The organism is Nocardia lijiangensis NBRC 108240, assembly GCF_001613045.1.
Taxonomy (GTDB): domain Bacteria; phylum Actinomycetota; class Actinomycetes; order Mycobacteriales; family Mycobacteriaceae; genus Nocardia; species Nocardia lijiangensis.
Genome location: NZ_BDBP01000017.1, coordinates 85911 through 110994, shown reverse-complemented (window position 1 = coordinate 110994; position 25084 = coordinate 85911). Strand labels below are relative to the sequence as shown.

Annotated in this window: 26 protein-coding genes; 13 read left to right on the top strand and 13 right to left on the bottom strand. The window is 68.3% G+C overall.

The features are described from left to right. Positions 1–217 precede the first annotated feature (217 nt). On the bottom strand, positions 218–1087 hold the full coding sequence (locus NL1_RS07245) for a helix-turn-helix domain-containing protein (protein ID WP_067835633.1): 870 nt from the start codon (positions 1085–1087) through the stop codon (positions 218–220). Positions 1088–1189: 102 nt separating this feature from the next. Here NL1_RS07245 and NL1_RS07240 point away from each other — a divergent pair, with 102 nt between their 5' ends. Together NL1_RS07240 and NL1_RS07235 are read left to right on the top strand one after the other, a co-directional pair. Next, entirely contained in the window at positions 1190–2224 is a 1035-nt protein-coding gene (locus NL1_RS07240) for an SDR family oxidoreductase (RefSeq protein WP_067835632.1), read from the top strand. Positions 2225–2477: 253 nt separating this feature from the next. Further along, positions 2478–3404: an alpha/beta hydrolase gene (locus NL1_RS07235; protein ID WP_067835631.1), complete on the top strand. Its 927-nt coding sequence runs from the start codon at positions 2478–2480 to the stop codon at positions 3402–3404. Between the two features lie 144 nt (positions 3405–3548). Here NL1_RS07235 and glyA read toward each other — a convergent pair whose 3' ends face one another. Together glyA and NL1_RS07225 are read right to left on the bottom strand one after the other, a co-directional pair. Next, positions 3549–4844 (bottom strand): serine hydroxymethyltransferase, encoded by a 1296-nt coding sequence (gene glyA, locus NL1_RS07230; RefSeq protein WP_067835630.1) that lies wholly within the window; start codon positions 4842–4844, stop codon positions 3549–3551. 47 nt (positions 4845–4891) lie between these two features. Further along, on the bottom strand, positions 4892–5449 hold the full coding sequence (locus tag NL1_RS07225; protein ID WP_067835629.1) for a TetR/AcrR family transcriptional regulator: 558 nt from the start codon (positions 5447–5449) through the stop codon (positions 4892–4894). Between the two features lie 95 nt (positions 5450–5544). On the opposite strand from NL1_RS07225, the gene NL1_RS07220 reads away from it, so the two are divergent. Together NL1_RS07220 and NL1_RS07215 are read left to right on the top strand one after the other, a co-directional pair. Continuing rightward, complete coding sequence (locus NL1_RS07220) at positions 5545–5997, top strand: PaaI family thioesterase (protein WP_067835628.1); 453 nt, start codon at positions 5545–5547, stop codon at positions 5995–5997. A gap of 11 nt (positions 5998–6008) precedes the next feature. Next, a complete protein-coding gene (locus NL1_RS07215) occupies positions 6009–6449 on the top strand; it encodes a nitroreductase family deazaflavin-dependent oxidoreductase (RefSeq protein WP_067835627.1) in 441 nt (146 codons plus the stop codon). Positions 6450–6726: 277 nt separating this feature from the next. Here the strand turns inward: NL1_RS07215 and NL1_RS07210 are convergent, their stop codons facing one another. After that, the gene (locus NL1_RS07210) at positions 6727–7923 is read right to left on the bottom strand and encodes a DUF885 domain-containing protein (protein ID WP_067835625.1); all 1197 of its coding nucleotides are present in this window, start codon (positions 7921–7923) and stop codon (positions 6727–6729) included. Positions 7924–8104: 181 nt separating this feature from the next. Between NL1_RS07210 and coaA the strand changes: the two genes are divergently transcribed. Next, positions 8105–9037: a type I pantothenate kinase gene (gene coaA, locus NL1_RS07205; protein ID WP_067835623.1), complete on the top strand. Its 933-nt coding sequence runs from the start codon at positions 8105–8107 to the stop codon at positions 9035–9037. A gap of 46 nt (positions 9038–9083) precedes the next feature. Here coaA and NL1_RS07200 read toward each other — a convergent pair whose 3' ends face one another. Beyond that, positions 9084–9368: a hypothetical protein gene (locus NL1_RS07200; protein ID WP_067835621.1), complete on the bottom strand. Its 285-nt coding sequence runs from the start codon at positions 9366–9368 to the stop codon at positions 9084–9086. 123 nt (positions 9369–9491) lie between these two features. Here NL1_RS07200 and NL1_RS07195 point away from each other — a divergent pair, with 123 nt between their 5' ends. From NL1_RS07195 to NL1_RS07185, 3 genes are all read left to right on the top strand, one after another. Next, positions 9492–10487 (top strand): YbaB/EbfC family nucleoid-associated protein, encoded by a 996-nt coding sequence (locus tag NL1_RS07195; RefSeq protein WP_156094709.1) that lies wholly within the window; start codon positions 9492–9494, stop codon positions 10485–10487. A 75-nt stretch (positions 10488–10562) separates the two neighbouring features. Then, the gene (locus NL1_RS07190; RefSeq protein WP_067835618.1) at positions 10563–10880 is read left to right on the top strand and encodes a hypothetical protein; all 318 of its coding nucleotides are present in this window, start codon (positions 10563–10565) and stop codon (positions 10878–10880) included. A gap of 119 nt (positions 10881–10999) precedes the next feature. Further along, positions 11000–11914 (top strand): DUF6973 domain-containing protein, encoded by a 915-nt coding sequence (locus NL1_RS07185; protein WP_156094708.1) that lies wholly within the window; start codon positions 11000–11002, stop codon positions 11912–11914. A gap of 296 nt (positions 11915–12210) precedes the next feature. Here NL1_RS07185 and NL1_RS07175 read toward each other — a convergent pair whose 3' ends face one another. Together NL1_RS07175 and NL1_RS07170 are read right to left on the bottom strand one after the other, a co-directional pair. Beyond that, on the bottom strand, positions 12211–12822 hold the full coding sequence (locus tag NL1_RS07175; RefSeq protein ID WP_245673124.1) for a hypothetical protein: 612 nt from the start codon (positions 12820–12822) through the stop codon (positions 12211–12213). A gap of 29 nt (positions 12823–12851) precedes the next feature. Beyond that, positions 12852–13670 (bottom strand): isoprenyl transferase, encoded by an 819-nt coding sequence (locus NL1_RS07170; RefSeq protein ID WP_067835613.1) that lies wholly within the window; start codon positions 13668–13670, stop codon positions 12852–12854. A gap of 117 nt (positions 13671–13787) precedes the next feature. On the opposite strand from NL1_RS07170, the gene trhA reads away from it, so the two are divergent. Both trhA and NL1_RS07160 read left to right on the top strand, forming a co-directional pair. Then, a complete protein-coding gene (trhA, locus tag NL1_RS07165) occupies positions 13788–14462 on the top strand; it encodes a PAQR family membrane homeostasis protein TrhA (RefSeq protein ID WP_339379936.1) in 675 nt (224 codons plus the stop codon). Positions 14463–14702: 240 nt separating this feature from the next. Further along, positions 14703–16328, top strand: a complete 1626-nt coding sequence (locus tag NL1_RS07160) for an adenylate/guanylate cyclase domain-containing protein (protein ID WP_067835611.1) — start codon at positions 14703–14705, stop codon at positions 16326–16328. Between the two features lie 480 nt (positions 16329–16808). Here NL1_RS07160 and NL1_RS07155 read toward each other — a convergent pair whose 3' ends face one another. Next, on the bottom strand, positions 16809–18863 hold the full coding sequence (locus NL1_RS07155; protein ID WP_067835609.1) for a thioredoxin domain-containing protein: 2055 nt from the start codon (positions 18861–18863) through the stop codon (positions 16809–16811). A 190-nt stretch (positions 18864–19053) separates the two neighbouring features. Continuing rightward, a complete protein-coding gene (locus NL1_RS07150; protein ID WP_067835607.1) occupies positions 19054–19845 on the bottom strand; it encodes an SDR family NAD(P)-dependent oxidoreductase in 792 nt (263 codons plus the stop codon). A 170-nt stretch (positions 19846–20015) separates the two neighbouring features. On the opposite strand from NL1_RS07150, the gene NL1_RS07145 reads away from it, so the two are divergent. Together NL1_RS07145 and NL1_RS07140 are read left to right on the top strand one after the other, a co-directional pair. Beyond that, positions 20016–20582 (top strand): TetR/AcrR family transcriptional regulator, encoded by a 567-nt coding sequence (locus tag NL1_RS07145; protein WP_067835684.1) that lies wholly within the window; start codon positions 20016–20018, stop codon positions 20580–20582. A gap of 445 nt (positions 20583–21027) precedes the next feature. Beyond that, the gene (locus tag NL1_RS07140) at positions 21028–21540 is read left to right on the top strand and encodes a DUF4143 domain-containing protein (RefSeq protein WP_084510359.1); all 513 of its coding nucleotides are present in this window, start codon (positions 21028–21030) and stop codon (positions 21538–21540) included. A gap of 60 nt (positions 21541–21600) precedes the next feature. Here NL1_RS07140 and NL1_RS07135 read toward each other — a convergent pair whose 3' ends face one another. Then, complete coding sequence (locus NL1_RS07135) at positions 21601–22032, bottom strand: hypothetical protein (protein ID WP_067835605.1); 432 nt, start codon at positions 22030–22032, stop codon at positions 21601–21603. Positions 22033–22201: 169 nt separating this feature from the next. Here NL1_RS07135 and NL1_RS07130 point away from each other — a divergent pair, with 169 nt between their 5' ends. Further along, entirely contained in the window at positions 22202–22765 is a 564-nt protein-coding gene (locus tag NL1_RS07130; protein ID WP_067835603.1) for a GyrI-like domain-containing protein, read from the top strand. 157 nt (positions 22766–22922) lie between these two features. Here the strand turns inward: NL1_RS07130 and NL1_RS07125 are convergent, their stop codons facing one another. From NL1_RS07125 to mca, 3 genes are all read right to left on the bottom strand, one after another. Continuing rightward, complete coding sequence (locus NL1_RS07125; protein WP_067835601.1) at positions 22923–23486, bottom strand: TIGR03086 family metal-binding protein; 564 nt, start codon at positions 23484–23486, stop codon at positions 22923–22925. A gap of 367 nt (positions 23487–23853) precedes the next feature. Continuing rightward, positions 23854–24129 carry a hypothetical protein gene (locus NL1_RS07120; protein WP_067835599.1) on the bottom strand — a complete coding sequence of 92 codons (276 nt, stop codon included), beginning with the start codon at positions 24127–24129 and terminating at the stop codon, positions 23854–23856. Then, positions 24129–24995, bottom strand: a complete 867-nt coding sequence (gene mca, locus NL1_RS07115; RefSeq protein WP_156094712.1) for a mycothiol conjugate amidase Mca — start codon at positions 24993–24995, stop codon at positions 24129–24131. Before mca ends, NL1_RS07120 begins: the two co-directional genes overlap by 1 nt. Between the last annotated feature and the right edge of the window lie 89 nt (positions 24996–25084).

Below are 25084 nucleotides of genomic sequence, written 5' to 3'. Positions count from 1 at the left end.
TCGAGGATCTCGTCGACGGTCTTGCGCCAGACGAACGGGCACGGGTTGGCGTTCCATCGGTCGACGGCGCTGCGCCTCGGTCACCGTCGAAATCCGGACCCGACCTCGGCCGCCCAGTCCGCACCACCACCGAATCCTCCAATTACCCAACGCATTTCAGGCGCAGAACACTAGGTCCTGTGTCGAAGTAGGTGGGAGCTGGCCTGGTGCACAGCCTTCAGGTAGCTACTTCCACACTCTTGTCGTTGGCCACATCACGAGCTGTTGCTGGGGACAGGGTGGCGGAGGCGAGGATCGCGAGTTTGTCGGCGTCGTCGCTTCCGATGTTGGCGTGGTACATGACGAGCATCATTCCGTTGGTGCTGGTGATGAGGAGCTTCTCGCGGTTGAGAACCAGGCGGCCGACCTGGGGGTGGTCGAAGCGCATGAGCGTGCCCTGTCGCGGTTTGACGTCGTGCCGGGCCCAGAGCCGGAGGAAGCGGGGGCTGGCGAGGGAGAGTTCGCCGACGAGCTCGATGAAGCGGGGATCGTCGATGTCGGTGCCGACCGACTGTCGGAAGCCCGCGATCAGACCTTCGGTGGCGATCTCCCAGTCCGGGAACAGGGAGCGCTCGGCGGGGTCGAGGAACACGTCGCGCAGCCTGTTGGCTCCGACCGTGAGGCGCGGCGACAGCGCAGTGGCCAGGGGATTGGCAGCGAGGACGTCGAGGTAGCGCCCTTCCACGAACGCTGGCAGCGGAAGTGTTCCGAGGAGCTTCACGATGCTGGGTGGCACGGTCTCCTTGACCGGTCGCCGCTGGCGGCGGGGCTTGTCGGCCGCGAGCCCGAGCAGGTAAGCGCTGGTGTCCTCGTCGAGTTGCAGTACGCGGGCGATGGATTCGAGGACCTGGACCGAAGGCTTGCGGTCGCGGCCTTGCTCGAGGCGCAGGTAGTAGTCGGCGCTGATGCCGGCGAGCATGGCGACCTCCTCGCGGCGCAGGCCGGGGACCCGCCGCACACCCAGGACGGGGATCCCGACCTGCTCAGGGGTCACGAGCTCGCGGCGGGCGCGCAGGTAATCGCCCAGCAAGTTCTGTTCACCGGTCACGTCCCCACCGTAATCCGCGACGCCGGGACGTGACTGGTCCTGCCACCCCCAGGAACGCGAAGGTGCTGGCTGTCGGCCTGCCAGGCACGGAACATGGCGGCTATGACCCAGCAACTCGTGCTTGTCACCGGCGGATCGGGCTTCATCGCCGGTCACTGCATCCTCCAACTCCTCGAACAGGGCTACCGCGTGCGCACCACGGTCAGGTCCCTGCGGCGCGAGCCCGCCGTGCGATCGGTGCTCACCGACGCGGGCATGGCGCGCGGCGACAACTTGAGCTTCGCCGCCGCCGACCTCACTGACGACACAGGCTGGGCCGAAGCCGTCGCCGACGTCGACTTCGTACTGCACGTCGCCTCCCCCGTCCAACCCGGACACGTCCAAAACGAGGACGACCTCGTCCTCCCCGCCCGCGAAGGCGCCCTGCGAGTCCTGCGCGCCGCCCGCGACGCCGGCGTCGAGCGCGTCGTCCTCACCTCCGCGTTCCACGCCGTCAGCTGGGGCCACCCGCACGACGACCACGTCTTCACCGAGGCCGACTGGACCCTCCTCAACGGCCCCGGCGTCGACGCGTACGCCAAGAGCAAGACCCTCGCCGAGCGTGCCGCCTGGGACTTCATCGACGCCGAGGGGGGTTCGATGGAACTGTCCACGTTGCTCCCCGTCGCAACGATGGGGCCTGTCATGGGCACGGACGTCTCGGGTTCGAACCACCTCATCCAGGCGCTGCTCGGCGGCGAAATGCCCGGCCTTCCGAACCTTTTCATCCCGATCGTCGATGTACGCGACGTGGCCGCGGCACATATCCTGGCGATGACGACGCCGGATGCCGCCAGCCAGCGCTTCCTGCTCTCGAACGGGCCAGCGATCCCGATGAAGGAGATCGCCGCCACCATCAGGGCACACCTCGGCGACGCAGCCGACAACGTCCCGACCCGCAGCATCCCGAACATCATCGTGCGGATCGGCGCCGTGTTCTCCACACAACTGCGTTCTGTCGCGCCTGACCTCGGCTACGCCAAGAAGACCTCCAACGAGAAGGCCCGCCGCGTACTGGGCTGGCGGACGCGCAACCCCGAGGACGCCATCATCACCGCCGCGCAGAGCATGACCGCGAAAAACCTGGTGAAAAAGTAGTGAGACCGCCAGGCGCCGTCAGCGCCCGGTAGGTGGCGGAGTCGGCCCGGCTCGACCACGCCGACCCGTCTCCCGAGACCCCCAAGCTTCAGCCGTCGTAGGGTCTGTCAACTCAAAGGCCCTGTCCCACTTGTATTTACAGTCCCTCGAACGGATCTGAAGCCGTGCGGGCCCAGTACCGCGACGAAATGACCTGGCTGCACACGAACCGCACCCCGGCCACCAGCGCCGGCAACCGACAGGAACGACCCGCATGAGCAAGCAACAACGCGCCCGGCTCGACGCGATGCTCCGACAGCCCCGACCGCAGGGCCCGCAATCGGTCGAGGCGTTCCGAGACCGATTCAAGGCGACGATGGACCAGATGATCATCCCGGGTGGCATCCGCACCACGCGGACGACGCTCGGCGACCGACCCGCACTGCACGTCGAGCCGGACAACAACCCGCGCCCCGCAACGATCCTGTACTTCCACGGCGGCGGCTGGGTGGCTGGCTCCCCCCAGACCGCGCTGTCACTGACCGGGCACCTCGTGGCCAAGACCGGGTTCAGCTCGTACTCACTGGACTACCGGCTCGCCCCCGAGCACCCGCTCCCCGCCGCGATCGACGACGCACTCAGCGCCTACCGCGCCCTCCTCGACAGCGGGCACGACCCATCGGCCATCGCGTTCGCCGGAGACTCCGCTGGCGGCGGCCTCACCGTCACCACCTGCCTCGCCGTCCGCGACGCAGGACTCCCGCTACCCGCCGCGATCGTCGCCTTCTCCCCGTCTCTCGACGCCACCGGGTCGGGCGAGAGCATGGACACCAAAGCAGGTATCGACCCGATCTTCACACGCGAGTACCTCGAGGAAACCATCGCGCCCCTCTACCTCGCCGGGCAGGACCCACACCAGCCAATGGCGAGCCCAGCCCTGTGCGCCGACCCGACCGGACTTCCGCCAATGCTCCTCCAGGCCGGTACCAACGAGATCCTCCTGGACGACTCAACCCGCATGGCCGCCCGCGCCCGCGACGCCGGCGTGAACGTGATCCTCGACATCACCGCCGACGTGCCCCACGTCTTCCAGTCCTACGCCGGCGTTCTCGACGAAGCCGACCAGGCACTCGAGCGCGCAGCCCTCTTCCTGACCCAACACATCCGCAGCAGCAACACAGCAGCCACGCCGGCACGGTAGGCGTGACTTTCCAAAGCGATCCCGCGCTACTCCGCCACCGAATCCTGTTGGCATAGCGCATGATCCGTCACCACCGAAGATGAGACAGAGCCGAAAAGCGAACGCCCCCACGGTGTCCCGTGAGGGCGTTCGTCAAAGAATGGCTCAGCCGAGCAGGCGCCAGTCCTCCAGGCCCTGGTAGAGCGGGACGCTCTGGGCCAGCTTGGTGACGCGGCCGCGCAGGGTCTCGGCGTCCGAGCCGCCGACCAGTGCGGTGGCGATGATGTCGGCGACCTCGGTGAACTCCGCGTCGCCGAAGCCACGGGTGGCCAGCGCTGCGGTGCCGATGCGCAGACCGGAGGTGACCATCGGCGGGCGCGGGTCGAACGGAACGGCGTTGCGGTTCACCGTGATACCGATCTCATGCAGCAGATCCTCGCCCTGCTGGCCGTCGATCTGGGAGTTGCGCAGGTCGACGAGCACCAGGTGCACGTCGGTGCCGCCGGTGAGCACGCTGATGCCCTTGTCCTTGACGTCAGCGCCGTTGAGGCGCTCGGCCAGGATCTTGGCGCCCGACAGGGTGCGCTCCTGACGGTCGCGGAACTCGTCGGTCGCGGCGATCTTGAACGCGGCGGCCTTGGCGGCGATGGCGTGCATGAGCGGACCGCCCTGCTGGCCGGGGAACACCGAGCTGTTCAGCTTCTTGGCGAACTCCTGCTTGGCCAGGATCAGGCCGGAGCGCGGACCGCCGAGGGTCTTGTGCACGGTGGAGGAGACGACGTCGGCGTAGGGCACCGGGGAGGGGTGCAGCCCGGCGGCGACCAGACCGGCGAAGTGCGCCATGTCCACCCACAGGTAGGCGCCCACCTCGTCGGCGATCTCGCGGAACGCGGCGAAGTCCTGGTGGCGCGGGTAGGCCGACCAGCCCGCCACGATCACCTTCGGCTGCGCCTCCAGCGCGATCTTGCGAACCTCGTCCATGTCGACGCGGTGGTCTTCCTTGCTCACCCCGTACGAGTGCACCTCGTAGAGCTTGCCGGAGAAGTTCAGCCGCATGCCGTGCGTCAGGTGACCGCCGTGCGCGAGGTCGAGGCCGAGCAGCTTCTCGCCCGGGTTCATCAGCGCCATCAGCACCGCGGCGTTGGCCTGCGCGCCGGAATGCGGCTGCACGTTGGCGAATTCGGCGCCGAACAGCGCCTTGGCGCGGTCGCGTGCGAGGGTCTCGACGACGTCGACGTGCTCGCAGCCACCGTAGTAGCGACGGCCCGGGTAGCCCTCGGCGTACTTGTTGGTCAGCACGCTGCCCTGCGCCTGCAGCACGGCGCGCGGCACGAAGTTCTCCGAGGCGATCATTTCCAGGGTGTCGCGCTCGCGGGCGAGCTCACCTGCCATCGCGGCAGCGAGCTCGGGATCGAGCTCACCGAGGGACTGGGTATTGACAGAGGCGGTCGTCTGCGTCACGGGCCTCAGTCTATTGGGGACTTGCCGAGCTTCCGGCAGGGGGCCGGTCAGCGGGCGCGGAGCATGATCGCGAGGTTGTCCCGCACGTCGTCGAGCGGGCGGGTCGATTTCGTCGCACGCGCCTGGACGATCGCGCCCTCCAACGCGCTGATCACGAAGCTCGCCAGCGAACGCGCACGCGCGGCATCGATGCCGCGGCCGATCAGCGCCGCGGTCAGCAGTTCGGTCCAGCCCGCGAAGGCACTGCCCGCGGCGGCCTGCACGCCCGGCTCGGATTCGGCCAGCGCGGCGCTGGCGATCGGACATCCCGTGGCGTAGGCGCTGGACTCCAACGCCTTCTTCCACCAGCCGATCAGCGCGCCGACCCAGTCCTCGGGCTCGCCGGAGCCGGTCACCTTTTCGATGACGGCGGACATCCTGCGGCCCGCCACTTCGGTCGCGATCGCGACCAGCTCGCTCTTGCCCGACGGAAAGTGCTGGTAGAGCGAGTTGCGCGAGGTATTGCTCCGCTCGAGCAGCGCGGCGAGCCCGGCACCGTGCACGCCCTGCTCGCGCACCAGCTCGATGGCGCCCTCGATCAACCGCGCCCGCGGACCCTGCGTCATGGCCTCCCTCTCCGGCGTCTTGCATGAACCGATCGGTCCATGCTCCAATCATGACAGATGTGGACCGATCGGTTCATCGAAAGGACGGAAAATCCATGAGTTCGCCCGCGCAGATCGATCCAGCCCAGCTGTCGGGCCTCGACTTGCTGAAGACCGCGATGACGCTCGAAGGCCGTCCGCCGTACATCGGCGACCTGCTCGGCCTCGAGGCCGAGACCCTCGAGCACGGCAAGGTGGTGTTCAGCCTGCACACCCGCCAGGACTTCGCCAATCCGCTCGGCAGCACGCACGGCGGCATCTGCGCGACGCTGCTCGACTCGGTGATGGGCTGCGCGGTGCACACCACCCTGGAAGCGGGCGTCGGCTACACCACGCTCGAACTGAAGATCAACTACATCCGCTCGGTGCCCACCGACGGACGCAAGCTCACCGCCACCGGCACCACCATCCACGTCGGGCGCACCACCGCGACCGCCGAAGGCCGTGTGCTCGACGACCAGGGCCGCTTGGTCGCCCACGCCACCACCACCTGCGTCATCTTCCGCTGAGGAGCACCACCGTGACCGAACGTGACACGCTGCGAAAGTTCAAGCGGGAGAGGATGATCGGCCGCTACCTCGCGAATCCGGCGGTGGCCGCGCTGGACCGGCTCGGCATCCGCACCGCACTGGTCTCCGAACTCGAGACCACCGGGGCGAAAACCGGTCTGCCCCGGCGGGTTCCGGTGACCGCCTCTTTCGACGAGGAGGGCGCCTGGATCATCTGCCAGCACGGCAGGCGCGCGGGCTGGGCGCGCAACATCACCGCCGACCCCAGGGTCCGGGTGCGCCGCGGCGACCGCTGGTACACCGGCACCGCGGCGTTCGTCCCCGACGACGACGTGGTGGCCAGGGCGCGCAGCTTCGCCACCGGCCGGATCGCCCGGCCGGTGCTCGCGTGGACGATCAAGGCGCTGGAGACCGAACCGATCTCGGTGCGCGTCACCTTCTCGGCCGCCTGAGCCGCTCGCGGTGCCGCAGCCCCTGCCACTGGTTTTGGGGGCTACACGGACCGTAACGAGATGGGCGGCGCGGACCGGTTTCACGGGTGACGCTGTCCCCGTCGAACACCGAGGAATCACCATGCTGCATCTCGTCTCCGTCCCCAACAACCCGATCGAAGCGCTGCTGCGGACGCTGTCCCTGCTGATGTGTTCCCTGTCCTCCGGGGAAGGGTGCGCGGTCATCCAGTGACGAAGGGTGCGCCCGCACCGGGGACCGGTGCGGGCGCGTTCGGGTTCACATCGCGCGCAGCGCGCCGGGGGTGAGCGGCTCGTCGAGCAGCCGCCGGAAACGGTCGGCGCGATCGTCGGCGTCGGCGGCCCGGTCGAGCCAGCCGCCGAGCAGGCGGTAGCCCTCCACGTAGGTGCTGATGTAGGCGCGCCACAGCGGCGAGGAGAGGAAGCGCAGCGACTGGCGCGCCCGCTCCGGCGTCGTCAGATTCCACTGCTGCAAGAACTCCGCGACCTCGGTCTCGTCGCGGCGGCGATCGTGCAGCAGCAGGGCCGCGTCCTGGCGCACGGCGAGCAGTTTCGCCGAGGCCGTGGACAGGCGCTCGGCGCGGTCGCCGTCGAAACGCAGACCCAGGTCGGCGTAGATCTCCTGCGCCCACTTGCCCCAGCCGGGTCCCACGATCGAGCGCAGCGCCAGGTCCGCCAGGCCCTCGGCCATCAAGCACTGCGGCGTGTTGACCAGGAACAGCGTCTGCTCGGCCTGCCCTGCCGCCACCAGACCGGCCTCCTTGCGGCAGTGTTCGGTGTGGTGGCCGGGGTAGGACTCGTGCGCGATCAGGTGCGGCAGGTTCGCCATGTGCTGACGCAGATCGGAGTTGATCGCGACCCTCGAGCGGTAGTTGCCCAGGTAGTAGTTGAATCCGGACCACGGCTTGTCGCCGACCACCTCGTAGGTGACGTGCTCGTGATCGGGCAGCGGGTAACGCTCGCGCACCAGTTCGCGCAGCGCGCCGGAGAACGCCTCGACACAGGCGGCCAGGCGCTGCGGCGGGATCTCGTCGGCCTTGCGGTGTGCGGCGACCCGCTCCGCCAGCGCCCCGTCGCCCGCGAGCACCTCGTCCATCTGGCGGTGCGCGTCGCGATAGTCCTCGACGTCACCGGGGACGATGTCTACGTCGAAGTAGGCGCGCACCTCGTCGACGAAGCCGATGTCGTCGCCCGCGAACTTGCGACCCGAGCACTCCAGCGCGCGCAGGTGCGCGTCGAGGAACTCGGCGCGCTCCGGCGACAGGCCCGCGTCGGGCAGCGCCGCGCGCAGGTCCGCGGCGCGCTTCGCGAGGTCGCGGGGCTGCGGTGCGGGGGCGTTCTGGACCTCCCTGCGCAGCTGCGGATCGCCGGTGTAGGCGTCGACGAAACCTTCCTCGAGCCGGTCGAAAGCCAGGCCGAGTCGCAGGTACTCGGTGACGAGGGGATGCGCTTCCATGCCAGCCGACAGTAGCCGCAACGGGCCAAGGTATCGAGGTGGTTACCAGTCGGTAGCGGCACCCCCCGTTTCACACAATGGTGATGCAGAGGAGAATTCGACCATGCGGCGAGAGCTAGATCGAATCTCACAGGGCCGAACCGGCTTGTGTGCGTGTTTGCCGAAACGGAGCGTCGGGTAAGTGGCACGAATGAGCGAGCCGAGCCCCTATGTGGAATTCGACCGTAAGCAGTGGCGAACGCTGCGCAAATCGACTCCGCTGGTGCTCACCGAGGAAGAGCTGATCGGCCTGCGGGGCCTCGGCGAACAGATCGACCTCGAGGAAGTCGCCGAGGTCTATCTGCCGCTCGCTCGTCTCATCCACCTGCAGGTGGCCGCCCGTCAGCGCCTGTTCGCCGCCACCGCAACCTTCCTCGGAGAGAAGCATCCGGACCAGCAGGTGCCGTTCGTGATCGGCGTCGCGGGCAGCGTCGCGGTCGGAAAATCGACCACCGCACGTGTGCTGCAGGCGTTGCTGGCCCGCTGGGACCACCATCCGCGTGTGGATTTGGTCACAACCGACGGGTTCCTTTATCCCACCGCCGAACTCACCCGGCGCGGCATCATGCACCGCAAGGGTTTTCCGGAGAGCTACGACCGGCGCAAACTGCTGCGCTTCGTCACCGAGGTGAAATCCGGCGCGCCCGAGGTGTGCGCACCGGTGTATTCGCACAATTCGTACGACATCGTGCCCGGCAAATTCCACTGCGTCCGCCAGCCCGACATCCTCATCGTCGAGGGACTGAATGTGCTGCAAACCGGTCCGCGCCTGATGGTTTCGGATCTGTTCGATTTCTCCATCTACGTCGACGCGCGCATCGAAGACATCGAAAAGTGGTATGTGCAAAGGTTTCTCACCCTGCGCGAGACCGCCTTCGCCGACCCCGCCGCCCACTTCCACCACTACGCGGGCTTCACCGACGACCAGGCGACCTCCACGGCCAAGGAAATCTGGAACTCCACCAACCGCCCCAACCTGGTCGAGAACATCCTCCCCACCCGCCCCCGCGCCACCCTCGTCCTCCGCAAGGACGCCGACCACAGCATCAACCGCCTCCGCTTGCGGAAGTTGTAATGCCTATCGACGCAACGGGATCCGGCTCCTCGCCGCTAGACGACACTCAGAAGCAGCACGGATGGCGGGACGGGTCGTCTCCCGCCTCGGCCCCGCGCAAGCTCGCGGCACCCGAGCGTTGAAGTCGGGCCGCCGTCTCCCGGAGCGCGCGATCCACGAGTCGCACCGCGACGCCGCAGGATTCCAGGACCGCCGTGTCCGGCAACGCGGTCGGCATGTCCTCGACGGGCGGCCGACCCGCAGCAGCCAACCGGAACCCCGCCGCTGTGAAAGCACCCGCGAGCGTGCGCGCGTCATCGGGATGCGGGTGGCTGCGCTCCAGCAAACTCATCGGCCATCCCCCTTGTCGAACCCCGGCCTGTCCCGCCCAGGGTAGCCCAGCCGCCAATCCAGCCAGCGCGCATTCCAATCCGGGCTGCCCCGGCTAAGCTCGGGTTGGGCATCAGGGGGTGACGTGGGGGATCAAGGACCGGCGACGGCGCAGATCGAGCGGCTGCAAGACGCCATGGCGCGTGCCAGGGGGACAGCCTCGTCCGCCGACGGGTCCGTCACCGTCGTGGTCGGCGCGAACGGCGTACTGCACGCCATCACGGTGGCCGAGGGGGCGGCGCTCAGCGCGCGCCAAGTCGCCGATGTCGTGGTCGAGTTGCACAAGCTCGCGTTCGCACGCGCGGGGGACGCGGTACGAGACGCGGTCGAGCAACTCGACGGCGACGGGCCAGCCGACGATGCAGCGGCAGGCTCCGGCGGCGCGGGCGTGGATTCGGATACGGCGAACTACTCCTCCGATGGCGCGACTCGCCAGAACGGCGACGATTCGCGGTCGGGTTCGCCCGCCGACGCCGACAATGGGGCCGACCAGAGCTCCGGCTCAGACGACAACTCCGGCCGATCGCACAGCTCGAACAGGAAGGGTGTCGGCTCCCGGACAGAAGACGCGTTTACGGCACACGGCTCCGATCCCCCGGCGCACGGCTCCAGCACCCATCCCCAGGCTGATCCGGGTTTGCACTCCAGCTCCGGCTATGACCCCGACTTCGGCTCCAGCTCACGCTCCGATTACGGCTTCGGTATCGGAGTCGACCAAGCGACGGAAAGCGCTGCGGCACAGGATGCTCCGATGCTCCACGTCATCCAGCCATTTGCCGGTCCCGATGACGAGGACCGGTATTTCACCGCCACACCAGAGACCCCGCGACCGCGGCGGACTCCGCTGTCCATCGAAACCATCTCGGCCCCGGAGCCAGACCGAATTCCCATGCCACCGCCGCGCTCTCACCTCGCGGATGATCCGCCGATGCGCTGCCCGTCAACCGATCCAGCTTCTGCGGCCGACGAGCCACCCACCATGCCGGAGTGGCTCGAACCAGAATTCCCCGAGTTCGGCGGCGCCGACGACCAATACTCGCTCTACGACATCTGGGACGACTGGGATGTGGGGCGGCGTTAGGGACGACGATCGTATGCACTGACCAGGTGGCTATAGTTGTCGCCACGAAACACCATGTGCGACAAAGGGGGAACGGTGAGCGCACTCGGGCAATTCCACTTCGACCCGGACGACGTCCGACAACTGGCGGATACCTTCGCCACGACCACGTCTACGATCAGCGCCTTGGGCCTGGCCAATGCACCAGCCGACGGCGTCACCGACGGCCTCGCGGCTACTAGCGTGCTGGGGGCCTGTGGTAGCGCCATCACCGCGGTCGATCGCGCCGCCCTCGGAGCAGCCGCGGGCATGCAGACTCTCGGCGACACCACCGGCACCGCGATCACCCAGTTTCTGAGCGAAGATGCGGATCGCGCCGCCGGAATAACCAACATCGGACTGGATCTGCCGTGAACACGCTGACGAAGTCGCAGATTCTCGCGCTGCGCCCCGACGCCCTGACCGCCCAGGCCGACCAGTGGACACAGCAGGCCCACGAACTCACCAGCGCGCTGGACACCCAGTACCGAGCAGTGGACAGGTCGCTCGACACCTGGCAGGGCGACTCGGGCAATGCGATGCGGTCGCAATACGAAACCCTGCACTCCGATACCGGAAAGATCCGCAACGCCCTGGAATCGGGCGCCGAGGCGGCGCGCACCGGCGCCACCGAGCTCGTGGCGGCGCAGACCGCACTCGCCGCGGCCGTGCGGGTCGCCGAGGAAAAGGGCTACACCGTCGCCGAAGACGGTACCTGCACACCGTCGTCAGCTGCCCAGCAGACGCTGCTGGCCACCGTGAGCGATTCCGGACAACTCCAGAAGGCGATGGGAGCGCTGGAGACCGACGCCGAAACACAAACCGCCGCGATCAAACAGGCCATCGCCCAAGCGAATACCGCCGACTCCACGGCCACGGAGGCAATCACCAACGCCTTCGCCGATCTGGGTGCCACAGAACAGATGCCGTCCGGTCAGCCGCAGGCCACACCGGTCAACGGGCCGTACGACAGCATGGGCACGAATGAGAAGCAAGTCTGCTTCAGCAATCCCCGGGATTGCGACGCGTCCTACATCGCCAACGACTACAACATCGCCTGGTCGGCGTCTAAAGCTGCTTTTCCCGACGGCAGTGGCGAATCGGATCGGCAGGACGCGACGCGCCACTGCATTTGGCAAGCACTGATGACCGAATCGTCCAACGCGGATTTCGCGAAGCGAATGGCCGACGCCCACGAGAAGGACCAGCCGAGCCCGCTGCACGGATCCAAGGAAATGGACGAGTGGAACAACCACACAGGTCGTGAGCTCGGTCTACGCCTGGAGGGCGACCGGCAGGCGATCGTTGATACCTGCGTTCGCTACGCGCGGGAAGCGACGATCGTCGACCCGAACAACATGAATCACAACAACGTCGATGGGACATCGCTTGTCATCATCCAAGAATGACACCGGCCATGACGTGGCTCGGGGAGGCTGGCGGCCATGGCGGATCGTGACGATCTTCGCCGCATTCGGTGCGGCATATCCGTTCATGTGCCTATACGTCGGCGCATTTCCGGAGCACAGTTTCATCCCGCACCCGTGGGAGTGGCGAACCGTCCCCCTAGTGGCGCCGCTGATATCGGCCGCGGTGTGGTTCAGGTTTCCGCGCGTCCGTGACGAAGCGGTCGCGTTCACGGCCGGGGTGTGGGCGTGGACCGTGTTCTTCGCCTACCTATTCGGAGGCTTGTGAAAGCGCTCCCCTACAACCGCCAGGCCTGGTCCAACCGCGTCGCCACGTCGATATCGAGGACGGCCGCGATGTGGGGTTTGCGGATTTCGGTGGCGATGTAGCGGGCGACGAAGCGGCGGATCTCGTGGTCGACGCCGACGAGGACGCGCAGGAGTTGGGCGCGCTTGGTGCCCGCGGCCACGTTGACGCGGACGTCGCGCGGCTGCGGTTCGGTGATCTCGATGAGAATCCGCAGCGGTTCGGCGGTGCGCGCGGTGAGGTGCAGGTGGACCGTGCCGTCCACCTCGAAGCGGTGCCGGTCGATGCCGAGGTCGACGAGCATGCCGACGCGCAGCGGCAGGATCAGTTCGAAATCGATGACCTCGTCGAGGCGGCGGTGCACGCGCGGAACGCCAAGGCGCACATGGGCTACGACCTTGGCCAGCCGGGCGGGCCCGACCCGGATCGGGCCGACGTCGAAGGCCGCGCCGGTCAGTTCGCCGAACGCGGCGGCGATGCGCTCCTCGGACACGGCGTACTCGAGGAAGCGGCGGCCGAACTCCTCGTAGCTGAGGTGCCGGCCCGGCCTGTCACCGTTCGGCGCGGGGGCGGGCGTCGGCGGGGTCTGCGTCAGAACATGCACAGACCGGACGGTACTGGAATATGGACTTTTCAGACCCCGAAACGGCGATGCCGAGCGGCGTAGTCGCGCAAGGCGCGGAGAAAATCCACCCGGCGGAACTCCGGCCAGTAGACCTCGGTGAACCATATTTCCGAGTATGCGCTCTGCCACAGCAGGAAGCCCGAAAGCCGCTGCTCGCCCGAGGTCCGGATGACCAGGTCCGGATCCGGCTGACCCGAGGTGTAGAGGTGCTGACCGATGGCGTTGACGGTGATCGACTGCACCAGATCCTCGCCGGTCTCCCCCGCCGCCATCTCCTGACGCACCAGCGAGCGCACCGCGTCGGCGATCTCCTGGCGCCCGCCGTAGCCGACCGCCACGTTGACGTGCACGCCCTGGCGCCCCTCGGTGCGCTCCGCCGCGGTACGCAACCGCTTGGCGATCAGCTCGGGAAACCCGTCGAGCGAACCGACGATGCGAACGCTCCAATCCCGTTCCGGAGCGGAGAGCTCCTCGACCACATCGGTGATCACCTCGAACAGGGTTTCCAGCTCGTCGGGGTCGCGTTGCAGATTCTCGGTCGAGAGCAGATAGACGGTGACCATCTCGATGCCCTCGTCCGAACACCAGCCGACCAGCTCCGCGATCTTCAGCGCACCGACACGGTGGCCGTGAGTGACATCGGTGAAACCGTTCTCTCTGGCCCACCGGCGATTGCCGTCGCACATGACCGCGACGTGGCGTGGGTGTTGTCTGTCGGCCAGCTGCTTGGACAGCCGGGCCTCGTAGATGCGGTAGGGCAGACCACGCACCCGGCTCCGAAGCTCCACGGCGTCCAACAGTACGCCTTGGTGGCACGATTCCGGCATCGGCCGCGATTCCCCGGTACAGTGACATCCGGAGTCAACCTACGGTAGCGTAGGTTACTGGCCAGTTAACTAGGAGGTCTTCACGTGTCCGAATCTGTCGCCGCCGCCGACGCGGAGCTGGTCGGAACCTCCCCCGCCGAGGCGCTCGCCGCGCTGGTGAAGCCGAGGATGCGCGGCTGGATCCACACGTGGGCGGTCGGCATCGCCGCGATCGCGGTGGTCGCGCTGGTCGTCGAGGCGGCCACCATGTCGGCGACGGCAGGCTGGTCCACCTTGGTCTACGGCGTCACAGTGTGCGGGTTGTTCGGCATCAGCGCCGTCTACCACCGCATCACCTGGGAGACCCCGCGCACCCGGATCCGGATGAAGCGCGCGGATCACTCGATGATCTTCCTGTTCATCGCGGGCAGCTACACCCCGTTCGCGCTGCTCGGCTTGCCGGGTGGCACCGGGCAGACGCTGCTCGCGGTGGTCTGGGCAGGTGCGCTCGCCGGCGTCGCGCTGAAACTGCTGTGGCCGACCGCGCCGCGCTGGGTGGGCGTGCCGCTGTATCTGCTGCTCGGCTGGGCCATCGTGCCGGTCGCCGGGCAGCTCAACAACCAGATCGGCATCGCGCCCTTGATCCTGCTGCTCATCGGCGGGCTGATCTACAGCGGTGGCGCCATCCTCTATGCCACCAAGTGGCCCAATCCGTGGCCGACAGTGTTCGGGCACCACGAGTTCTTCCACGCCGCGACGGTGCTCGCGGCGCTGAGCCACTACATCGCGATCTGGTTGGTCGTGCTGCGCTGAGTCAACGGCAGCCGCGCTGTGATGCCCGGCGACTGCGCTGACTCAACGGCAGCCCGCGACGTGGTTCTCGGCGGCTGCGCCGAGTTGTCGGCGCGACGGGTTGGAGCGGCTGACGGACGAGATATGCGTTGCCACCCCATCGGCGCGATTGGGCCGGATAAGCTGCTTTTTCGTGTCACTCGTCGCCGCCCGTCCCCGCCCGCACCGGCGGTCATCGTCTCCGGCGGGTGATCGCGCGTCGTGATCGCCAAGCTCGTCGTCTGGGCGCTCAAGGCCCACTGGGGTCTGTCGGCCGTGGTCATCACCGCGAACATGAGCGGTCTCGCCGTCATCGTCACCGGGCTATGGCTCAGCGGGTTCTTCGGCAGACTCGGCGAAGACTGGATGCGCACCATGGCCCTGATCGGGATCTACCCGGCGCTCGGTCTCCTAGCCGGCGTCGGCCTGGCCATGCGCGACCGAGGCAGGTACTTCGGCTGGCTGGACCAGACCCGCAAGCCGACGCCGGAGGAGGCGCGCCGACTGCTGCGGCTGCCGATCGCGATCACCGTGCGGGCGCTGGCGCTGTGGATACCGGGCGTGATCGTGGTGACCGCCACGTTCACCCACCTGACCGAAATCGACTCCCCCGCGGTGACGGCGGCGCTGTTCACCCTCGGCGCGTTGCAGTCGGCGGCGGTGACCTTCCTGATCGTGGACCGGCTGATCCGGCCGACCATTCCGGTGGTGTCCGCGGTGCTGGACGACACCATGCTCTGGAGTTCCTCGGTGCTGGTGCGGGTCATCGTCACGTGGGCGGTCGCGGGCGCCATGCCGCTGGCCATGCTGATCGTGGTGCTCGCCGATCCGGCCACGCCCGCGCCGGACCGCATCCCTACCGCCATCTATCTGTCGGCGGTGGGCATCGCCGTCGGTGCATTCTCAACCGCCATCCTGGCCCGCGCGGTGGCCAGCCCGATGCGGACGCTGCGGCTCGCGCTGGATCTGATCAGCAGGGGCGAGACGGACGTCCGGGTGCCGGTCGGCAGCAGCAGCGAGATCGGGCGGCTCGAGCACTCGGTCAACGAGCTGGCCGCCAATCTGCGCGAACGCGAACGGATGCGCGATGTGTTCGGGAGGCACGTCGGCGCGCAGGTGGCCGACCGGGCGCTCACCGGCGGCATGGATCTGACCGGTGACGTGCGCGTCGTCTCCGCGCTGTTCGTGGACGTCACCGGATCGGTCGCGCTATCCACCGGGCTGCCGCCGCAGGAGTTCGTCGCCAAGCTGAACAGGCTGCTCTCGATCGTCGTCGCCGCGACCGAGGAGAACGACGGGCTGGTCAACAAGTTCGAAGGTGACGCCGCGCTGTGTATCTTCGGCGCGCCGATCGCGCTGCGGGACAACGCGACTCCGGCGCTGCGCGCAGCCCGCCGCATCCGCGACGAGGTGACCGCGAGCGGCGAACTGGATATCGGCATCGGCGTCGCGCGCGGCCTGGTGTTCGCCGGGGATGTTGGCACCGACACCCGCCTGGAGTTCACCGTCATCGGCGACGCGGTCAACGAGGCCGCCCGCCTCACCGCCGAAGCCAAGGAAGCGCCTCGCCGAATCCTGGTGAGCGGCGCGGTGATCGAGGCGGCAGCGCCGCACGAGCGCGAGAAGTGGACCCTGCTCGACAACATCCTGCTGCGCGGCATGCAGGAACCGACGGCCTGCTGGACGGACGCCGAACAGGCTGCCGCGCAGGGTGACCCGGAGCCCGCGGTCGACGGCGCCGACGACCGCACGCTGCCAGCCGGGGACGCGGGCGCCGAAACCCCCGACGACCAGTCACCGGTCAGCGCGATGACGGAAATACGCAGCACCGCATCGGAATCGGAATAACGGCGCCGCAGATTCGGCACCGCAGGACGGATTCGAGGCCGCCGATCGGGCCGCGCGACGCGGACCCGAAGCCGAACCCGCAACCGACGCTGCGCCGTTATCCTTGACGCACGTCGCCCGCGACGACGCACGACTCGAGGCCGAACCAGCACCGGGCGAAGCACGACGATCCCGGACTACTCATAGACGGGCGAACCTGAGGCCCCGGGCAATTCCCGTGCGCCCCGCGGACGCCCACGCCGACGCTCCACCGTGGTCCGCGACCGCACAGCCCTCGACCGCACACATCTGCGGCCGAACCGACACCCTGGTGGCACAGAGTCCCGAGACTACGCGCAGTCGGGCGAACCTGAGCGGCAACCACAACCCGCTACGACACAACGGGTCTCGATCACGCTCAGCCCGAATCCGCCTTGGCCAGTTCCAGCGCCGCGCAACGCCCGGACCACGCAAAGCCCGTGCGGCCCCAATGACGCGAAGTCAGCTGCCGCCCAACGACTCCCGCAGATCCTTCTCGTTCGTCACAGGCAGGTCGCACACCGACCCGCGACACACGTAGGCCGCCGCGGCCCCCGACACCAGCGGACGATCGATCAGCAGCGGCGCGGAATCCGGCGCTCCCGCCAGAATCACTGATCCACCCGGTGCGAGCTCCCGGGCGACGGCGAGCAATTCCGTTGCCGTGTCGGCATTCTCGGCCGACGAGGCGACCGCGATCTGCAGCGGCCCACGCAGACCGGCCTCCGCCACCGTGAGCCACTGACCCGCGGAGCGCGGCGCGCGGGCGAGCACGACCGCGCCCCGCCGCAGTGTCGCTTCGGCGAGTTCCCGGTAGCGCACCGCGCGCTCGACGTCGCTGACCGCAGCGGCGGTGAGCAGCGCCTCGGCCAGCGAGGACGCGCCCGCCGGTGTCGCGCCGTCGATCGGATCGCGCGGGCGGGCGACCAGGGTCTCGGCGTCGTCGGCCGTATCGAACCAGCTGCCGGACGCCTCGGGATCGGCGAAGCGTTCGACGGTGGTGTCCAGCAATCGCTGCGCCTGGTCGAGCCGTTCCGGGTCGCCGGTCGCCTGGTACAGCGCGAGCAGACCGGTGACCAACCACGCGTAGTCCTCCAGCACACCCGCCGAGACGCCGACCGCACCGCCGAGCGACGCGCGGCGCACCCGCCCGTCGACCACGTGCTCCGCGAGCAGGAACCGCGCGCAGCGGTCCGCCGCCGCCACCCAATCGGGCCGCCCCAGCGCCGAACCCGCCTCGGCGAGCGCGGTAATCGCTATGCCGTTCCAGGCGGTGACCACCTTGTCGTCGCGAGCGGGCTGCGGGCGCTTGGCCCGCTCGTCGCGCAGGATCTCCCTGGCCCGGTCGAATCGCTCCTGCTCGGCCGCGTCCTTCGGGTCCCGGTAACGGGTGAGGACCGAGGTGCCCTGTTCGAAGTTCCCCGCTGTTGTCACGCCGAAAATCTCTGCGGCCCAAGCGCCCTCGATGGGACCGAGCGCGCCGATCAGTTCCGGGGGCGTCCACACGTAGGTCGCGCCCTCGACGCCGGGGCCGCCCTGTTCGAGGTGGGTGTCGGCGTCCAGCGCGGAGGCGAACCCGCCGTGCTCGGTGCCGAGATCGTCGAGGATGAAATGCGCGGTCTCGCAGGTGACCCGCAACGCCAGCGAGTCCTGCGCGTGCGGCGTCCGGCGCGCCAGATGCGCGTAGGCGCGCAGCAATTGCGCGTTGTCGTACAGCATCTTCTCGAAATGCGGTATGAGCCAGCGATTGTCGACCGAATAACGGGAAAAGCCGCCGCGCAGCTGGTCGTAGATGCCACCGCGCGCCATCGCGTCGGCCGCGCGCTGCACGACATCGCGCACCGCCTGATCACCCGTGCGCTCCCAGCTGCGCAGCAGCCCCTCCAGCAGAGCGGACGGCGGGAACTTCGGCGCCCTACCGAACCCGCCGTGCTCGGCGTCCTCGTCGCGCAGCACCGCCGCCACCGCGTGGTCGAGCAGCTCGGCGGTGACGGTCAGGTCGGAGTCGGGCAGCCCGGCAGCTTGCGCGCGCAGGGCCTCGGCGACCTGCGCCGACGCCTTGTCGACATCCTCGCGCCGGTTACGCCAGGTGTCGCTGACAGCGGTGAGCAGCTCGGTGAACGAGGGCATCCCGCCGCGCGGATGCTTCGGGTAGTAGGTGCCGCAGTAGAACGGCTCACCGTCGGGGGTGAGGAAGCTGGTCATCGGCCAGCCGCCCTGCCCCGTCATGGCTACGGTGGCGTTCATGTAGACCGCGTCGAGATCGGGGCGCTCCTCGCGGTCCACCTTCACGCAGACGAAGTGGTCGTTCATCAGCGCGGCGGTCGCGTCGTCCTCGAACGACTCGTGCGCCATGACGTGGCACCAGTGGCAGGAGGCGTAGCCGATCGAGAGCAGGATCGGCACGTCACGCCGCCGCGCTTCCGCGAGCGCCTCGGCGTCCCACTCCCACCAGTGCACCGGATTGTCCGCATGTTGGCGCAGATACGGTGAGGTCGCATTCCCGAGCCGGTTCATACCCTCCACGCTCTCACAATCGGACCCCGGTGCGCCGCCCGTCTACCGACGAAGATAGGGCGATGTCGCGTCACTCGATCTGCCCACGTGAGCCCGCGACTTCGTGCCTGCTACTCCCAGAGGCAGGCTAGCTGTGGAGAGCCTGGCGATACTCGTTCGCATGGACGACACAACGCACGGCACGTCCCTCCTACCGCCTGTGCCGCTGGGCCGCCACGACCTCGCTGATGGTGCGCTCGGCACTGGAGCCGCGCTGCGCCTTCTCCACGAAGCCGGGGAACTGCCCGGCGATGGCACTGAGCACCTTCAACTCCACCGGCGCGACATTGACTTCGCACAGATCACGCTCGATGGCCCGCACCACCCCTGACACCACCTGGTTCGGGGAGACCGTGCGCACGCCGGTCGGTGGGGTGGCGCCCGTGACGGCGAACATGCCCGCGTCGCGCACGGCGCCGGGTTGGACCAGAGAGACCCCCACACCCGTACCGTGCAGGTCCTGGCGGAAGGAGAGCGCGAAGCCGCGCAGCCCGAACTTGGCCGCGCTGTAGAGCGAGGAGTGCTTGGTGGCCGCCTTCCCGGAGATCGAGCCGACGAGGACGATCTGGCCCCGGCCCGCCTCGACCATCCGGGGCGCGAGCGCGCGGGCCAGCATGACGGGGGCGCGCAGGTTCACGGTCAGCGCGCGGTCGATCTGTTCGGGCGTGTAGTCGAGTAGATCGCCAGTGGAGGGCAGTGCGGCGTTGGCGATCAGAATGTCCGTGTCGGGGCAGGCCTGGGCGAGGTGGTCGACCTGGTCCGGGTCGGCGAGATCGGCGGTGACCGCTCGGGCGCCGAGCTCGTCGGCGAGCGCCTCCAGGGCATCGGCACGGCGCCCGGAGAGGATCAGCTTGGCTCCCTTGGCAGCCAAGTCGCGAGCGATGGCCTGACCGATGCCGCCTACGGCCCCGGTCAGGAGAACGGTTGATCCTGCGATGCGCATGGGACGAGCCTCTCCTCGAATTTGTTCGTTCGAACGAACAGTACGAGCTGCGAGGGGCCGCGTCAACAGCAGGACCCACGCGCCCGTCGGCACCACGCGCCCGTCGGGACCGCACGATCGGCCGACGACCGCCGCCCCAACGCCGCCGTACCGGTGGCACAATGACCGCCATGTCCAAGCCCTCCGCAACCCGGCAGAGCATCATCGACGCCGTCCTGCGCATAATCGGCGAGGACGGCGTCGCCGGGGTCACCAACCGGCGGATCGCCAAGGAGGCCAACGTCTCCCTCGGCTCGGTCACCTACCACTTCACGACCCAGCACGAGATGCTGCGTGAGAGCCTGCTGCACTTCGTCGCAGAGGAGACCCGGCGCTTCACCGAGCTTGCCGACCAGTGCCAGACCGACGGAATGGACATCGATCGGGCCTCCGCCACGGTCGGCCAGATCGCCGGGTGCACGCAGTCCGACAGCAGGTACATCGCACCCTTCGAGCTCTATGTCCAGGCCGGCCGCGACGAGCGGCTGCGCACCGCGGCCGCGCAGTGCTTCGGCGCATACGACCAGCTGGCCGCCCGGATCCTCACCGGTCTCGGTGTACCCGACGCCGAGCGACTGGCGAGCACCGCCGTCGCGCTGGTCTTCGGACTGCAACTACGCAGCCTGGCCACCGGCGCGCCTGCCGAGGAACTCGTCGACACCTTGCTGCTGCTGGCACGCGGGGCACAGCACGCCTGACCCCCACACGAGGGCGGCGGCTCCGGCCGCGCCGCCCACCGCTGGGCCGTGGGCGAGCGAGACCTGAAACCGTTCGGCTACCGGTGACCCGAGTCGCCGAAGATTGCGCCGTTGTCGGCAACTGACGCTCACCGGTGGTGCCTGAGGGGCGGGTGCGTCAGCGCTCGACCGCTCAGGCGCAGGCCCCCGCTTCGTCCCCCGCCGCCAACAGGATGCGGCAGCGCCACGGGTCGAAGGCGATGAGGACACGGCCGCGTCAGGTGAGCGGGTGCGCTATGTCCGGTACGGAGTCGGCCCTGTGGTCGAAAGTTGTTGTCGCCATGCCGCTCTACAGTGACGGCAAAGATCTCGGGTCCGGGATGCGCATGTACAGAGGTACTGGGTGTTCGCCGAATAGCCGAGCGGCAGACCAACCAGCGGAGTACCGGCGGTTCCACCAGGCAAGCTGCGGCAGATCAACCAGTATCATGGCGGCAGATCAACCAGCAAACGGATTCCGGCTTGGTCCCGCAACATCAGCACCCGCGCCACCACCACCCCTAAACTCGCCTTCGTCGACTCGGGGATCGCGGCGCACCAGATCGGCGCCGACACCCGCAGCTTACTCCGCCCCACCGGCCAGTTCGGCCCGCTCCTCGAGGGATTCGTTCTCATGGAACTGGCCCGTCAAATCACTTGGTCCGACGAGGAAGTAGAACTCTTCCACTACCGCACACGCGATCAGGTCGAAGTCGACGCCGTCCTGGAGAACCGGCGAGGTGAGGTGGTCGGTGTCGAAGTCAAGGCGGCATCAACGGTCAGCCCCAACGACTTTCGCGGCCTCCGCCACCTCGCCGAACGACTCGGCGACGACTTCCGCGTGGGCCTCGTCCTGCACACCGGAAAGCAGACCCTTCCCTTCGGACCCAAAATGCTGGCCATGCCGATCAGCGCCCTGTGGTCAACCCCCGCACCCTGAGTTGCGCGATCTACGCGAAAGAGTTCGGCGCATCACTGGAACATCACGTGGCACCGGAGGTCATCGCAAAGCGAGGTACGCCGAGGCTGCGTACGGCAGCTCGCCATGGAACCCTTCAGCGATCCACTGCTGCCCATCACGGAAAAACTCCTGGGCAACCGCCTCATCGTCCGACCAGCTGGACATTTCGAGCCGAAACGCTTCGATGCGCAGATCCTCGCCCCAGTACCGGGTCTGGAGATTCAAATCATCGATACCTGTTGTGGCGCAATACATACCGGCACAACAGGACATGCTGAAGTCCGAGATCGCGATGCCGATGGCCAGCCCATCCTCGAGCTCGACCGACATCTCCCAGTCCTTGCCGCTGCCGACAACGACGACCTCGCGCACCCTGCGGCCGACGAGCGGCACCTCGAGGACGTTCCGACCGCCCGACTGGCCGAGTTCGGGTGGGTTGAAACGGTTTTCGCTCCGAGAGAAGTACATCATGCTCCTTGATCGAAGATCAGAACACGCTTGGCTTCATCAGTTCAGGCGGAAATTGTAAAGCGAGTGCCGTCGCTCCGGTCACACCCGCCTGCCGACGGATTCGGTCCTCTTGACTCTCCCGCCGCTGGAGACCCGAGGCTCGACCCAAAGCCGACAGTAGGGAGACACCGTGAAAATCGATCTCGCCAAGAGCGACAAGCAGTACTACACCGCGCCCGCCGACCCGGGTCTACGCACATTCGATGGCTACGACTACGCCATGATCACCGGCTCGGGCGCCCCCACCGGACCGGAGTACACCGAGGCCGTTGCCCTGCTCTATCAGGCCGCCTACCGGGCCAAGAAGCTCGCGAAGGCGGACGGACGGGATTTCGTGGTGCCGAAGCTCGAGGGTCTGTGGTGGGTCGAGTCCGACGAGCCGCCGCTGTCGGTGCCGCGCGAGCAGTGGCACTGGACGATGATGATCCGCATGCCGGAGGGGGTCACCGCGGCGATGATCGGCGAGGGGCCCGTGCGTTTCGAGCGCCTGGTCGAGGGCGAGTCGGTGCAGGCGCTGCACGTCGGGCCGTACGCGACGGAGCCGGAGACGCTGGACCGGATGGAGAAGTTCATGGCGGCCGAGGGGCTGACGCCGCACGGCCGCCACCACGAGATCTATCTGACCGATCCGCGCAAAGTCCCCGGTGAGCGCACCAGGACGATTCTGCGGCAACCGGTGCGGCGTTCGGCGTGATCGGCCTGCGCGGGGATCGGGCACCGCGCGGCGGGTCACCGTAAGGCTGACCACCGCACGACCGGCCACCGCGCGGTCGACCGCTGCACGACCGGCCACCGCACGACCGGCCACCGCACGACCGGCCACCGCACGACCGGTCACCACACGGTACGTTTCACCACTTGCGCCCGGTGTAAGCCAGTAGCTTGCGGTGCGGCGGCGCGTCGTCCGGGATCGGCACCTCGGCCTCGTAGATGCCGGGCGTGCGGAAGATATCGATGCCGCCCATGGCCCGCATGGTCGCGAGCATCTCGGCACACAGCGCGTCGTCGGCCAAGTCGGGCCGATCGATCGCCAGGGCGATGTCCACACCGTGCACCAGCACCTCGGTGAGGTGGATCATCGCGGCGGCCGGGCCCGGCATGCGGCCGAGACCGAGCTCGACCGTCGCGGTCGGCACGTCGGGCCTGCGCCATACGGCTCGGTCCACCTCGGCCGCGGCCGCGTAGGCGCCCTGCGGGTCTCCGCCCAGCCAGTCGTCGCCGCGCGCACCGCGCGGATCGTTCCCACTCAATGCGGCCGCGAAGGAGTGCATCCCACCCACCGTGTGGTTCAGCACCGCCCGCACATCCCAGTCGCTGCACGGCGTCGGCGCGGCGAGCAGGTCGTCGTCGACTGCGGCGACGATCGCGCCGGTCATGTCGAGAGCGCGGTCGATCTGGCCGATCAGAGTGTCCATGGGCATCCTTCGGTCGAGCGGAGTTCGTGCATTGATAGCACGACCTGGTGACAGGCGTCGGCCGACGCACAGGGCCGGGCGCAGGCCCCGCACCGCGTCGAAAACGGTTGCGCCCCGAGGACAATCGAGAATCGGCGAGCCAGGCAGCGCCCGCCTACGTCGGCAAAAGCATTGCGCGACAACAGAACTAAAAGTCTGCTGGCAGGGAGCCGGAACGCCGGTCCGGAAACCGGCTACCGCGCGAGCTGTGACGAACTCGGCACCCGATCACGCGCGTCAGCCCACTCGACAAGGCTGCGCGCCTCGCTCTCGAAACCCCCCCGCTCATCGACGAATTCGCGTTGTCACGCCGACGATCGACCGGGGCTCAACTGGGTCGGGGTTGCCCCTCGGTCCCGGCGTCGTCGGGCCCGTCGGTGCGGTGCACCGCACCGTGATCGGTTCCCTCGTCGGCCTCCTGATCCGGTTCCGGATGCTCGGGCTCGAAGGTCGGCGGGAGGTTCTTCAGGTGCCGGTTCATCGAGCGCACCAGCAGGAAGGTGCCCGCGAGCAGCAACAGAATGATGGCAAGGCCCAGCGGCGAGGCCTTGCCGAATTCGGGGCCCGTGGGAGTTCCGGGGGTTTGCGCGAGCAGTTCGAACATCACTGGGTCGCGTCCTCGATGCCCGCGAACAAGTCGGTCTCCGGGATGGCGGTGCGCACCCGGGTCTTGGCCAGCTCGAACTCCTCGGTCGGCCACAGGCGCTGCTGCATCTCCAGCGGGATCGCGAAGAAGGCGCCGTTCGGGTCGATCTGGGTGGCGTGCGCGCGCAGCGCGTCGTCGCGCTGCGGGAAGTACTTACCGCATTCGATCTGGGTGGTCACCCTGGACATCACGTCGCCGCGTTCCACGGCGTAAGCGCGGATGCGATCCAGCCACTGCTGCAGCGGGAAGGGCTCGCCCAACTGCTCGTACTCGGCGGCGAACAGCTCCAGCCGCTTCATACTGAAGCCGTGGTCGTAGTAGAGCTTGAGCGGCGTCCACGGCTCGCCCGCGTCGGGGAAACGCTCCGGATCGCCCGCCGCCTCGAACGCGGCCACCGACACCTGGTGGCAGCGGATGTGGTCGGGGTGCGGGTAGCCACCGGTCTCGTCGTAGGTGGTGATCACGTGCGGCCGGAACTCGCGCACCACGCGCACGAGCGCCTCGGTCGCCTCCTCCAGCGGCACCAGCGCGAAGCAGCCCTCGGGCAGCGGCGGCAGCGGGTCGCCCTCGGGCAGGCCGGAGTCGACGAAACCGAGCCAGGTCTGGCGCACGCCGAGCGCGCGGGCCGCGGCCGCCATCTCGTCGCGCCGGATCTCATCGATGCGCTCCAGCACCCCGGGTGTGTCCATCGCGGGGTTGAGAATGCTGCCGCGTTCGCCGCCGGTCAACGTCACGACGAGGACCTCGTGGCCCTCGTCGGCGTATCGGGCGGTCGTCGCAGCACCCTTGCTGGATTCGTCGTCCGGGTGGGCGTGCACCGCCATGAGGCGAAGGCCACTCACGTCTCGTTCACCATCGCTCTCGGTCGCGGGTGTCGGGTCTTCGTTCCCTATAGTTCCATTCGACCGTCTTT

Excerpts from the sequence above, each read along its gene's own strand:
- NL1_RS07240 (WP_067835632.1), top strand. The coding sequence starts at position 1,190 with ATGACCCAGCAACTCGTGCTTGTCACCGGCGGATCGGGCTTCATCGCC.
- NL1_RS07235 (WP_067835631.1), top strand. The coding sequence starts at position 2,478 with ATGAGCAAGCAACAACGCGCCCGGCTCGACGCGATGCTCCGACAGCCC.
- NL1_RS07225 (WP_067835629.1), bottom strand. The coding sequence starts at position 5,449 with ATGACGCAGGGTCCGCGGGCGCGGTTGATCGAGGGCGCCATCGAGCTG.
- NL1_RS07220 (WP_067835628.1), top strand. The coding sequence starts at position 5,545 with ATGAGTTCGCCCGCGCAGATCGATCCAGCCCAGCTGTCGGGCCTCGAC.
- NL1_RS07210 (WP_067835625.1), bottom strand. The coding sequence starts at position 7,923 with ATGGAAGCGCATCCCCTCGTCACCGAGTACCTGCGACTCGGCCTGGCT.
- NL1_RS07200 (WP_067835621.1), bottom strand. The coding sequence starts at position 9,368 with ATGAGTTTGCTGGAGCGCAGCCACCCGCATCCCGATGACGCGCGCACG.
- NL1_RS07170 (WP_067835613.1), bottom strand. The coding sequence starts at position 13,670 with ATGCCGGAATCGTGCCACCAAGGCGTACTGTTGGACGCCGTGGAGCTT.
- NL1_RS07155 (WP_067835609.1), bottom strand. The coding sequence starts at position 18,863 with ATGAACCGGCTCGGGAATGCGACCTCACCGTATCTGCGCCAACATGCG.
- NL1_RS07150 (WP_067835607.1), bottom strand. The coding sequence starts at position 19,845 with ATGCGCATCGCAGGATCAACCGTTCTCCTGACCGGGGCCGTAGGCGGC.
- NL1_RS07145 (WP_067835684.1), top strand. The coding sequence starts at position 20,016 with ATGTCCAAGCCCTCCGCAACCCGGCAGAGCATCATCGACGCCGTCCTG.
- NL1_RS07135 (WP_067835605.1), bottom strand. The coding sequence starts at position 22,032 with ATGATGTACTTCTCTCGGAGCGAAAACCGTTTCAACCCACCCGAACTC.
- NL1_RS07125 (WP_067835601.1), bottom strand. The coding sequence starts at position 23,486 with ATGGACACTCTGATCGGCCAGATCGACCGCGCTCTCGACATGACCGGC.
- NL1_RS07120 (WP_067835599.1), bottom strand. The coding sequence starts at position 24,129 with ATGTTCGAACTGCTCGCGCAAACCCCCGGAACTCCCACGGGCCCCGAA.
- mca (WP_156094712.1), bottom strand. The coding sequence starts at position 24,995 with ATGGCGGTGCACGCCCACCCGGACGACGAATCCAGCAAGGGTGCTGCG.